8 protein-coding genes are annotated in these 12,013 nt (G+C 38.8%); 4 read left to right on the top strand and 4 right to left on the bottom strand.

Annotated features, from left to right (window positions below):
- Positions 1 to 86: 86 nt before the first annotated feature.
- The 3 genes from AC2SLP_RS06255 (at position 87) to AC2SLP_RS06245 (ending at position 3,866) form a co-directional block, all read left to right on the top strand.
- On the top strand, positions 87 to 494 hold the full coding sequence (locus AC2SLP_RS06255; protein WP_486535812.1) for a DUF350 domain-containing protein: 408 nt from the start codon (positions 87 to 89) through the stop codon (positions 492 to 494).
- A 399-nt stretch (positions 495 to 893) separates the two neighbouring features.
- Positions 894 to 1,952 carry an SPFH domain-containing protein gene (locus AC2SLP_RS06250; protein WP_486535811.1) on the top strand — a complete coding sequence of 353 codons (1,059 nt, stop codon included), beginning with the start codon at positions 894 to 896 and terminating at the stop codon, positions 1,950 to 1,952.
- 48 nt (positions 1,953 to 2,000) lie between these two features.
- Positions 2,001 to 3,866 (top strand): DUF4178 domain-containing protein, encoded by a 1,866-nt coding sequence (locus tag AC2SLP_RS06245; protein ID WP_486535810.1) that lies wholly within the window; start codon positions 2,001 to 2,003, stop codon positions 3,864 to 3,866.
- Between the two features lie 318 nt (positions 3,867 to 4,184).
- On the opposite strand, the gene AC2SLP_RS06240 is transcribed toward AC2SLP_RS06245, so the two are convergent.
- The 4 genes from AC2SLP_RS06240 to xseA form a co-directional block, all read right to left on the bottom strand.
- Positions 4,185 to 5,831 (bottom strand): radical SAM protein, encoded by a 1,647-nt coding sequence (locus tag AC2SLP_RS06240; protein WP_486535809.1) that lies wholly within the window; start codon positions 5,829 to 5,831, stop codon positions 4,185 to 4,187.
- 1,143 nt (positions 5,832 to 6,974) lie between these two features.
- Positions 6,975 to 7,784 carry a prolipoprotein diacylglyceryl transferase gene (locus tag AC2SLP_RS06235; RefSeq protein ID WP_486535808.1) on the bottom strand — a complete coding sequence of 270 codons (810 nt, stop codon included), beginning with the start codon at positions 7,782 to 7,784 and terminating at the stop codon, positions 6,975 to 6,977.
- Positions 7,785 to 7,888: 104 nt separating this feature from the next.
- Positions 7,889 to 8,149, bottom strand: coding sequence for an exodeoxyribonuclease VII small subunit (gene xseB / locus AC2SLP_RS06230; RefSeq protein WP_486535807.1), 261 nt, complete (start codon positions 8,147 to 8,149; stop codon positions 7,889 to 7,891).
- 83 nt (positions 8,150 to 8,232) lie between these two features.
- Complete coding sequence (gene xseA, locus AC2SLP_RS06225) at positions 8,233 to 9,759, bottom strand: exodeoxyribonuclease VII large subunit (protein WP_486535806.1); 1,527 nt, start codon at positions 9,757 to 9,759, stop codon at positions 8,233 to 8,235.
- A 306-nt stretch (positions 9,760 to 10,065) separates the two neighbouring features.
- Between xseA and AC2SLP_RS06220 the strand changes: the two genes are divergently transcribed.
- Positions 10,066 to 11,736, top strand: coding sequence for a fatty acid--CoA ligase (locus tag AC2SLP_RS06220; protein WP_486535805.1), 1,671 nt, complete (start codon positions 10,066 to 10,068; stop codon positions 11,734 to 11,736).
- Positions 11,737 to 12,013 lie beyond the last annotated feature (277 nt).

The raw sequence follows: 12,013 nt of genomic DNA, 5'->3' as shown, positions 1-12,013 counted from the left end.
AAATAAACCACCATCTATTTAAATTTTATATATTCTTCAATTCATTAAATCATTATCCAATTACTAACAAAACAAAGGTTAATTAGATGCAAAATTTAGGAAACTTGCAGACGGAACTGCTTTATTACGCTATATATTTCGGCGGCGGCGTAGTGATGCTCGCTGTGTTTTCAGTCATATATATGGCAATTACGCCTTATGATGAAATTGCACTTATACGTCGCGGCTCTGGTGCGGCAGTGCTCAGTTTTGGGGGAACTATTTTAGGATTCTCTTTAACCTTAGCGGCTAGTGCTATCTATAATGCAGGCTTCATCTCTTTTTTAATTTGGAGTGCCGTTGCCATGGTCGTTCAAATTATAGGTTATTTTGTTATAGTAAAGATTATCGGCAATGTGCCTCAGCATATTAAAGTTAATAACATGGCGGTAGGTGGATTAATAGGTATCACAGGTTTGGTATTAGGTATTATTAACGCAGGTGTATTGTCGTAAGTCATTACTAGGGTCTGTTGAACATTCAAATATGGAACTGGCGGCGGTTATTTTTTAGGCAATATGCAGGGAAATTTTAGACACTTAGTTATTCTAAGTTAGAAAATTTCACAATATATTGACAAAAAATAGACCCGCCCCGTAGGGCTGATGCTAAAATTGCCCCAAACGTTGTTATAAACCTAGCTAAGGTTCAATACGCTTCGGGCATTATCGTCGGTTTATGCCTAGTTTGGAACAATTTTAGCTATCAGCAGTCCTAATATTTGAATGTTCAACAGACCCTAACCCCTAGCTTTTACAAAACCCTCAATCAATAAGAAGTACAACAATTTATACTGCGCAAACATTTAGTATAAACAAACGTATATATTAACTCGATTAAATAAAGGAATCACAATGGGTATTAGAAGTTTTATCAAAAAGCAGTTTATTGATGCTATCGAATGGGACTGGCAGGACGATGATGTTCTGATGTGGAAGTTCCCAATGGCAGATAATGAAATACAAAATGGTGCAACATTAACCGTTCGTGATGGTCAAGTTGCGGTGTTCGTAAACGAAGGTCAAATAGCAGATATTTTCACCTCTGGTCGTTATACCCTAAACACAGAAACACTGCCTCTTATGACTAATTTAAAAAATTGGCGCATGGGTTTTGACTCACCGTTTAAATCTGACGTTTTATTCTTTAGTACGCGCCTGCAACAAGGCCGTAAATGGGGAACTACGCAGCCAGTCACTGTACGTGATGCAGAGTTTGGCATGGTGCGTTTACGCGCATTTGGTATGTATTCATACAAGATTAATGATGTTACCCAGTTTTATCAAAACATAACGGGTATGAACGATGTGTATCGTGCAGAGCAAATTGAACCTCAGCTTAGAAACTTAATCGTATCAGATCTTGCTTCAGGACTTGGAAATAGCTCTGTACCCTTTATTGATTTGGCAGCCAATCAAGGAATAATGGCTGACGAGATTAAAAAAGAATTGCAGCCTGACTTTGCTAAGTATGGCTTGGCAGTAGAATCATTTGTTGTAGAGAATGTGTCATTACCTGAGAACTTACAAGAAACGCTGGATAAGCGTATTTCTATGGGCATGATAGGCGATATCAACGAGTATACTCGCTATCAGTCAGCAGAAGCTATTCAGCATGCTGCCAAAAATGAAGGAGGCATGGCAGGTATAGGCGCAGGTCTTGGTGTTGGTATGAATATGGGTCAAGTTATGAGTGATGCTTTTAATTCACAAAATAGCTCTCAAAATTCATCAACACAACAGCCACAAAATCAAGGTCAACCTACCGAACAATCCAGCCATGCCACTGATGCTACTGAGCCTGATTATATGGACAGATTAAATAAACTCAAAGGTTTATTGGATCAAGAGCTAATTAGTCAAGAAGATTATGATGAAACTAAGGCTAAAATTTTAGATCTGTTATCTAAATAAATAGGTCGTTTTGAAGATAGTCTTAATAAAACTATAGAGAGTAATACTTTGCCACAGTCGAAGCAAAAACTACCCATTAATTTTAATGTTCTGACCTTTACTGCACCCTGTCCATCGTGTGGCGCTCTTGTGGAGTTTGCTTCACCAGGGTCTGTTATGGCAGTGTGTGAATATTGTCAAACCTCTGTGCTACGTGAAGGTGATACATTGGTTGAACAGGGTAAGCAGTCTCTTACTATTGAAGACTATTCTCCCTTACAGATTGGTAGTGTCGGACGGTATGATAGTGAAGTATTCGCGGTTATAGGCCGCGTTCAACTTCAATACTCTCAAGGTATATGGAACGAATGGTATGTCCAATTTTCTAACGGACTTAGTGGTTGGCTTTCTGAGGCGTTGGGTCATTATTCAATCACTATAGGTGAAGGCACGACTTCAACACTACCTGCTTATCATTCCCTGGCTATTAACGATAGTGTGCGCTTTGGCGATCATACCTATCAAGTCAATGATAGACGTGACGCTCAAGCTATCGCTGGTGAAGGCGAGTTGCCTTATGTTGTTGGTAAAGGTTGGGAGACGTGGGTCATAGATGCGCAGTACAAGCGAGAGTTCATCACGCTTGACTACACAGATGCTGGTCCTGAACATCCTCCAGTAGTTTATCAAGGGCATGCGGTTGAGTTTTCAGACCTAGATATGCAGCTGCTCAAAGATGACCGTCAGATTAATGAAGATGTCAGCCAATCGGGCAATACTGTTCCTGATACTAACAACGCCATTATTATTAGCAAAATAGAATGCCCTAACTGTGGTAGTCCTATACCTTACGTTGATGGTGCGACAGATTTTCTAGTATGTCCTGCTTGTCATAGCGAAGTTAAACTCACTGGTAATACTGCCAGCGTCATTAAAATGCATTCCACAATGCAAAGCTTCGATAGCAGTCTACCCTTAGGTGCCAAAGCACGTGTAGCAGCGGCAGATATAGTGGAAGTAAGTGCGTTTGCTTTATCAGATGACGCCGCTGATAAAATTGTTGAAAGTAGTATTTATCATGATTATGTCGTTATAGGTATAATGCGGCTAAATGAAGTAGGTGAATTTGGCGCATGGACTGAGTATTTATTATATAGTTTAACCGATGGTTTCTTATGGCTGTCCGAGGAGTCAACGGGTTGGTATGTCGCTCGCATTCTTAGTGAAATGCCAGTACAAGAACCAGGTCTGTTAATTTATAAAGACATGCAGTGGCGTCAAGTCGGCACTGGATATCGCAATCAAGTCGTGTTTGCGATGGGTGCCTTTAACTGGCAGGTGAACATTGACGATAGTGATTTACTTATCGATTATAAGCATGGTGATGAGGTCATTACCTCAGAGCAAACTGATCGAGAAATTACATTTACGCATTCAAAGCCTGTCAATTCATTAAAGCTTGAAAATTGGTTTGGCGACTATTTAAACCAAGATAGAATATCCACAGGATCAGGTAGTTTTAGCCATCAGGGCAGCTTAAAATCTCTCCTTATTTGGCATACCTTGCTTCAAGTTGCGGTCTGGCTCTTAGCAAGTGGATCTATAATAGTCGGGGTTATAGGCGCTATTTTGATCTATATGGTTTACTTCAAAGCGAGTGAATCAGAACGCCAGCATTTAAGTGATGAAGTCGAAACTGGACCCTTTAATTATAGCTCATCAGGATCTAAAACTATTTCAGTTATTATTATTATATTTGCCTTAATCATAAGTTTTGTTATAGGGATGAACTCAAGACCTGCTGTAACAGGACCAAATAGTAAAGAAGAAGCTGGTAGAAGTGGTGGTGGTTTTATCATTTTGCCTGGCGGGGGTGGGGGCACTAATGGCAATAATGGTCGCACTGGATATAGCTCTGGTGGGTCGCATAAATAGTAAAATAGACCATGTTTATGGTCTATTTTTTTTATTAGGAAAAATTTAATTTATTTTAATCTATGGCTTCTGATTTGTGAAGTCTACCTTATTTAAAGATTCTTTCAAATGAGCTTACGCATCACAAGATGGTAAAACGGTTCGTATTAATTTTTGAATTTTATGAGGGTAGGGCCAGTTGATCCAGAAATATCACCAGTCGCTTTTAAAGATTTAGAATATCTATTTGCGTAAGTTTAGTTAATAAAGCGGTTATATGATAGACCTTTAGAGACAGTCTAGCTTCTAACTATTCTCTAACTATCTTCAAATTAGCTTCTAAACTGACACCGAATTTATCAAGCTTTTATCCCTAATAGAATCATCTTTTTGAGCATTATCTTTTTGAACATTATATTTTGGCGCATTAGCTACATTACGAGCCTCAAACCCCTTCGCCAAACTGCCCCGAATCTCCGCCAACTTCTGCGCCCTATCATCACGATAAAACAAATTAAAACTCTCAAACGGAATCATCGTCCCATCAGGCTGGGCAAAATGAATACACGACTTCTTTAATGCCCGAATATCCAAATTATGCGCATCCATAAACTGCACAATCATAACCCGAAACACATTCTCATAACTCAAATTCGGTGCATCAATCTTAGGCAAACAACACAACAACTCTGACAAACAATTTGCCTGCGACTCCGGCGAATGATTGGTGCTTAGCACCTTAAATAACTGCGCCTTTGCTTGACTCTGTACCTCAGGGTTTTGCTCAAACAAAATCGTATTCCCACCGCCATTCATAATCACATCAGGGGTCAAATAACGAGTCAACGGTGCAACAATTGGCTTGCTCTTCTTAGCATATCCAACCTCCTCATCATCACTACTATCAGCATACGTCTTAAGCGCATAACCCATCGCCAACGTATCTGGATTACAAGGCACCGGCACTATATCATCCAAGGTAAACACATCTGACTGTTCAGCAATCTGACGACGCATCCTCGATATCGTTAATCGCTGTTTCCTATCATCGAGTAACGTCTCATCAATCCCAACCCGACCTGCCTCCGATAACGGCTGAAAACTCACCCCACGCACACAGCGAAACCCCATCGCATGACGGATAATATCGCCCATCTTGCCATCATTGAGCCCCTTCTTAATCGTCGCTACCAAGGTTGTGGACAAACCATGCGCCTCCAAATGCGCCAACGCCTGCTCATGAAGTTTAGCCAACTTTGCGCCACGCAAAACCTGCATGTGCGCATCATGTAACGAATCAAACTGCAAATAAATCTCTAATCCCTGCACCTTTTCACTATTACTATTCTTAAAACGATGCGCATAATCGGCCAACTTCGCTACAAACTCAGGCTCTTTCGCCAACCGCACCCCATTGGTGTTAATCATAATATGACGAATAGGCAATGTTTGCATATAATCCAAAATCTCAAACAACTGAGGATGCATGGTTGGCTCACCGCCTGACAATTGCACCACATCAGGCTCACCTTCACAAGCCACAACCGTATCAAGCATCGCTTTCACCGTCTCCAAAGATTTATGCTTATACGACAAATGTGGTAAATTCACCTCACGACTCATCCCTGAATCTGCAAAACACACCGGACAATCCAAATTACACACATCGGTAATCTCAACAATCGTTAAGCAAGAATGTTGCATATGGTCCGGGCAGAGTCCGCAATCGTAAGGGCAACCGTACTGCATCGGCGTAGCAAACTGAGAGGGCATCTCAGGGCGTTTCACATACACCTCACGGCAACTGCGATAATACGCCACATCATCCATCATCAGCACCCGCTCAACCCCATGCACTGGACACCACTTATCCATAAAAACATTATCGTTCTTAAAAATAATCTTTGCCTCAACGGGGTACAAGCATGTGCTACACACCGAGCTTGTCGTATCGTAAAACTCATAAGGGCGGTTTTTATGTGACATAAAATTCTCAATCCAATATTATAAAAGGTCAGCGTAACAATCAGTACCTCAACAAGTAGCTAATCCCGCTTTGTGTTCCTATATTGCTTGCCTAAAGTGGCAGTGAATACATCCAGAGCCATTCCTGACTCAGCGATATGAGGAGGGATTAAATGAGTGTGTGGGGCACACTCATCCCGACGCAAGAGAAAATCTTTAATTTTCTGATTGGCTAAGTCACCGCAACACTCTATTCAAACAAGGATATCGTATCAAGAAATCCCCTTTATAGGTGAGCGAGGTTTATAAAGCGTGTGGGGCACGCTTTCCCGAAGCGCAAGATGAAATCTAAGCATGAATGTCTCTTGCGAACCTAAAATTGCAGTGTAATTCTTTAACGCTTCGTAGAGGCTAAACAGCTCCTAAGAAGGAACATTAGCGTTATAAACAAACTTCTATATTAATTATAGAATCGAAGGGGTGAGTATTAGGCATTGTGGTATAAGACTTTAAATAACTATCAGTTCTACCAGTTAAACTTGAAATTTTACTTGAACTACGGGCTAACTGCTTTAAATAGTTAAAATTGTTAATTTTGTCTTAATTTAAAGCTTAATTGTTAGATAGACCTAATACAATACTGAACTAAATAGACCAATAATAAATAATAAAGCGGCTATTAATAAGGTCTTTGAAGCAAGTGTATAAGAGACGATTTTATCAGACTCATTTTTTTGGAAGCCACCTATAACAGCAAATATTATTGCTAATAGAAGTACTACATAAGCGAGGATATACATACTGGAGAATAATACTATTAGAATATCAAACATGTGAGGTACTTCTATACAATAGAGTTAGGTTAAATTAGTAAGCATTATGCAGCCGCCTGAGCCAATTAGCACAAATAATGCACAAGCTATCAACAGTTTACCTGCTCTTACAAAGTTTCTGTTTTTATTAGTTTTATTTTTTCCAAAATAACCGACTAAAGCTAATACCACCGCTATAAATAATAATAGATGCGATATGCCAATAATTGACAGAAACATGAAAAAGGTAGGTGTGTCATACATTTATTAACCCGCCGAGTAAATTTATTTAGTAATTTTAAAATAGTTATTAAAATAGTTATTAAAATAGTTATTAAATTAGTTATTACAATTATTTTATATCTTGTATAGAAATAAAACTACGATTTTTTATTCTTAACCTTTTAAAATCCCGAATTACTAACGGCAAATAAATTGCAATCGCCAGCAAACACGCCCACTGAATCCCCGATAAACCCAGCCAATACACAAAGGGCACCGGTTTAATCCCATCCACCAACAATCGCCACAGCATATAACTCAAAAATAATAGTTTAAACGACAATCCACTAACGGCTTTTAACTTAGGATAGGTGTAATAAAAAAAGACAAGCATCGCCACTGCCCACAACATATCATAGATTTGGGTCGGATGACGGCTCACCCCATCGCCAAAATCAATACCCCAAGGTAAGCTAGTCGCCACGCCATACGTGCCATCATTTAGTCCTGCTAAAAAACAGCCCATACGCCCAACTATCAAACCCACACAAAAGGGGACTATAAACAAATCCCCCGTCGAATAGCGAATACCTGCGATTTTCTTAGCCACCTCAATACCAACAAGCCCACCGATCATACCGCCTACAATGGTTTGACCCATGCCCAACGACATCCAGCCGTATTGTTCCCAAGCTTGCGGTACTTCAATGACGAAAAGCAATTTATTACCAATGGCTGCACCCAATATACAACCGATGGCAACTGCAAAACTGTTGTTTGACAAAAGGTTAGAATATTTAGGATTGTTTGGATATTGGTTAGCTTGGCGCTTTTTTATAAGCCGATAAGATTGCACACCCACAATCAAAGCAACCCATTCAAATACAAAATGAATAATATGTGCAGTTGTAGGAGACAGTGTATGGTAGGCAAGAGTCATAGGTTGAGTGAGTAGGTTCTTATTTATTCAAGTGGTATAAATTTATTATGAGCAACTCAGTGATGACTTACTCAATACATAATAGATCGCAAAAGAGACCCTGACTAAACATTATCGTCTACATTGGCTACTGATTCCTCACTTTCTTCAGCTTCCTCCCCTTCATCAAATGCAGCATCTAATGCTTGTTGCACCGCTTCTATTCGAGATTGGCATACCTTATAAGCAGCTATTGATTGCTCAACGGTGTTCATTAAATTATCAATATCTGGCTCATTAGAGTTTTGCAGCTCTTCGGCATTTGTTTTCAATATTTGATAAGCAGCTTTAAAGGTCTTTGGTGCTGCTTTTTTACGTGTCGACATATAGAAATTCCTTATGCAAATAGAGTTTAGTTTATAGTTGAATAAGTTTTATTAATTGATAATGTATAATAGTGATTAAAAAATTATTCTATATCAGTAGGCGTATTGTGTTTAGTGACATTATACACCACAGCATTAATATCCCCATCACTCATGGTAACGTTTACAAAATCACCTTTTTCAATACTATTTATAGAATTTAGATACGTATTATTTGAATCCTTAACAAATGCATAGCCTTGTTTCAGTAATCGTGCAGGGTTTTGCACCAATATCACTTGTTGATAGTAACGAATTTGATTGGCAACATCCTTTAATAAATTATGGCTAGTGCGCTGAGTACTTTGATATAAAGCGTCTATCTGATGAGTGGTTTGCTGCAATCGTTGATAGCTCAATTGGCGTATGCGTTTTATATTACTTAGGGTAGTAAGACTGACTTCACGTAGTTCAAATTTTGCGTGCTGTTTGACGCTATTCATGTATTGATCATTTAAATGCTGCCAATGCTGTAAGTTATGTTTGCTAAGACTTTGAATTGAGGAGAATTGGCGTTCTGAATTGTTAGACGCTTGCTCTAAATATTGTAGACTGATACGTTTAACAAAGTCTGCATACCCTTGGGTACGCTGCATTAAAGATGATAAATGATTGATGATACCTGCGATTACTTTAGAAGGGGTATCAAAACTGGTATGAGCTACCTCATCAAGTATAACCGTATCACGTTCGTGCCCAATACCTACCCACACAGGGATGGGTTGTTCAGCAACTAATGCTGCCAATTCATAATCGTTCAGATACGCTAAATCACCAACTGCGCCGCCGCCTCTTATAATGACCATAATATCGGGGTAGCGATCGTATTCTTTTTTAAAAGTGAGCATGCCTTTGGTTATGGCATGGCGTATTTCAGTCGGAGCATGGTTGGCTTGAAAAGTGGCATAGTGATAATGAAAATAACAGGCTTTAGTACGTTCAAGCTTGTCTGCATCTGCTTTAAAATCACCAAGCCCCGCCGCTTTTTCTGGTGCTATAACGAGCACATGTTCAATATCAAAAGGATTGGCGACTTGTTTGTTTTGATTCAATAGGCCCTCAGCACTTAGACGTTCAAGCATGGCAGCATACTGCCGAGCCAGGTCGCCTAAGGTATAACTTGGATCAATATCGTTAATTGTTAGTGAAAAACCATATAAAGGATGATAGTTTGCTGAGACATTGAGTAATACTGTCACATCGCGTTCAAGTTTCATGCCAGTAGCGCGCTCAAACTTCGCAAGCACTCTGGATGCTTTAAACCGCCATAAGTTACCACGGCAACTAGCGATAACTTTGCCATCATCATCTTTTTCAGCAAGCTCAAAGTAGTAATGTCCATTTTTGCTTGATAAGTTTCGAATTTCAGCTTTAACCCAAACGCTATGGCGAAACGTTTCTTTAATAACCAACTCAACTGCTGATAAATAGTCGCTTAATCGAAGAACTGTGTTTTCTAATTCATCATCAAGAGTGTCGCCATCATAAGCATAAGAACTTTCAGCCTCACCCGCTTCTGAGTTTAAATCTGTATTGATATGATCAAGTTTGGATAAATCTGGTTTATTCATAATGAGGGTGTCGATAGGCTAAAGGTGAGTTTAACTAAACATAATTGTAGTCAGTAAATACAGTTACGAATTAATCATAACATGGTATAAGTTGCCGCGACTATTGTATATAAATTTAAAATACAAGAATTTAGTATTATAAAATGATTCAATGGATATCAGCTTAATAAGTTGAATAATACTTCATTTATAACTGTTCTTTACTTATAACACCGAGTTGATTATGATAATTTTACTCAGTGTACAATTGCTCTCTTAAAGCGTTTATATTGGGTTATAACGAATCAAACAATAATGGAATATATAATGACAAATCACTATAACGCCGCTCCCGAAGCTTTTAACTTCTCATTAACAATTAAACAGCTTTTAAATCGTTCAAAATTAACCTCTCAAAACGAAGAAATAGTATATGCTGATAAAAAACGCATGACCTATAGTGAGTTTTTTGAACGTATTGCAAAATTAGCGAATGTTCTTGATGGTTTGAACCTCGATCATGGCGATGTTGTGGCGGTGATGGATTGGGATTCGCACCGATTTTTAGAAACTTATTTTGCGGTGCCGATGTCACAGTATGTACTTCAAACCGTTAATATAAGACTTTCTCCTGAAAAAATCTTATACACCATCAATCATGCTAAGCCAAAGGTTTTATTATTAAATTCTGAATTTGCACCCATGGTGAAAGACTATCAGTTTGAAAATTCATCGATTGAGCATATTATTTGGTTAGATGATGACGATGTTAGTAGTGAAGGGGTATTCGGTATAAACCAATCACGTTTGGTTGGTGAATATGAATCACTATTAGAAGCTGCTAGTAGTGAATTCGAATTTAAAGATTTCGATGAAAATACCATAGCCTCAACTTTTTATACATCAGGAACCACGGGTAATCCTAAGGGTGTATTCTTTAGTCATCGTCAGTTGGTTCTGCATGCATTAGCAGAAGCTGCGATGCTTGGGGTTCTTCCGCAGAAACAAGGCTTGGTACTTGGTGATGTTTATATGCCAATGACGCCAATGTTCCATGTGATGGCATGGGGTTTTCCGTATACGGCGACGATGCTTGGGATGAAGCAGGTATATCCAGGACGTTATGCACCTGATGTGATGTTGAACTTAATAAAAAATGAAAAAGTTTCAATCACTCATTGCGTTCCAACTATTCTACAAATGTTGTTAAAACAAGCAGAAGCAGAAGGTAAACAGTTTGATGGGCTTAAAATGATCATTGGTGGTTCGCGTCTTACCGAAGGTCTTGCCAAAACTGCGTTATCAGCAGGCATTGAGGTCTATACAGGCTATGGCATGTCAGAAACTGCACCGCTTATTGGATTGACAGAGTTTAGATCTGATGATCCAGAAATGACTTTAGATGAAGAAGCCAAGCGCCGTAGTATGACTGGTAAACCTGTACTAATGGTAGATGCCCAAATTTGGGATGATAAAAATGAGCGTCTACCAAACGATGGTAAAACTACAGGTGAGCTTGTACTGCGCGCACCATGGTTGACTCAAAGCTACTTCAAAAATGATGATGCAGGAGCTGAGCTTTGGGAAGGCGGGTATATGCATACCGCGGATATCGCCTTTATGACTGAAGATGGAACGATGAAAATTACTGATCGTTTAAAAGATGTCATTAAATCGGGCGGGGAGTGGATATCATCGCTTGAGATTGAAACCATTTTATCTTTGCACCCAGCCGTGGCTGATGTTGCTGTTATCGGTGTGCATGATAAAAAGTGGGGGGAACGTCCATTAGCAGCAATTGTATTAAAACCTGACTGTCAAGATACAACGCCTGAAGACATTAAAGCCTTAGCTGAACAAGCAGCAGAAAAAGGCATGATCACTAAATATGGTGTTCCTGATCATTATAAGTTTGTCGATGACTTACCAAAAACCTCTGTTGGTAAACACGATAAAAAGGTTATGCGCGAATTGTATGTTGGTCAAACCCAGATATAAGTGAAATAAAATCTTAATACAAATGATCATCTAATGTACGGTATTTAATATTAAAGAAAAACGCAGATTTAAGCTGCGTTTTTGCAATCTATACAGTTCCTAGTAATAAAATTTTAATTTATGAATAGTGTTGATTTATAAAATATTTTCTAAGGTACTTGACTCGACGATTTAGTAAGTTCAAACTCATATGGCATATTTTTAATAAATTATCGGAATCTATAAAGCTATAAATATTAACTTATGATAATAGTTTATAGCATGTTTTTTTAATAGC

This window comes from Psychrobacter sp. CX21 (assembly GCF_057396255.1).
The sequence above is the reverse complement of the archived record's forward strand: the minus strand, read 5'-3'. Positions and strand labels throughout refer to the sequence as shown.

Excerpts from the sequence above, each read along its gene's own strand:
- AC2SLP_RS06240 (WP_486535809.1), bottom strand. The coding sequence starts at position 5,831 with ATGTCACATAAAAACCGCCCTTATGAGTTTTACGATACGACAAGCTCG.
- AC2SLP_RS06255 (WP_486535812.1), top strand. The coding sequence starts at position 87 with ATGCAAAATTTAGGAAACTTGCAGACGGAACTGCTTTATTACGCTATA.
- AC2SLP_RS06250 (WP_486535811.1), top strand. The coding sequence starts at position 894 with ATGGGTATTAGAAGTTTTATCAAAAAGCAGTTTATTGATGCTATCGAA.
- AC2SLP_RS06235 (WP_486535808.1), bottom strand. The coding sequence starts at position 7,784 with ATGACTCTTGCCTACCATACACTGTCTCCTACAACTGCACATATTATT.
- xseA (WP_486535806.1), bottom strand. The coding sequence starts at position 9,759 with ATGAATAAACCAGATTTATCCAAACTTGATCATATCAATACAGATTTA.
- AC2SLP_RS06220 (WP_486535805.1), top strand. The coding sequence starts at position 10,066 with ATGACAAATCACTATAACGCCGCTCCCGAAGCTTTTAACTTCTCATTA.
- xseB (WP_486535807.1), bottom strand. The coding sequence starts at position 8,149 with ATGTCGACACGTAAAAAAGCAGCACCAAAGACCTTTAAAGCTGCTTAT.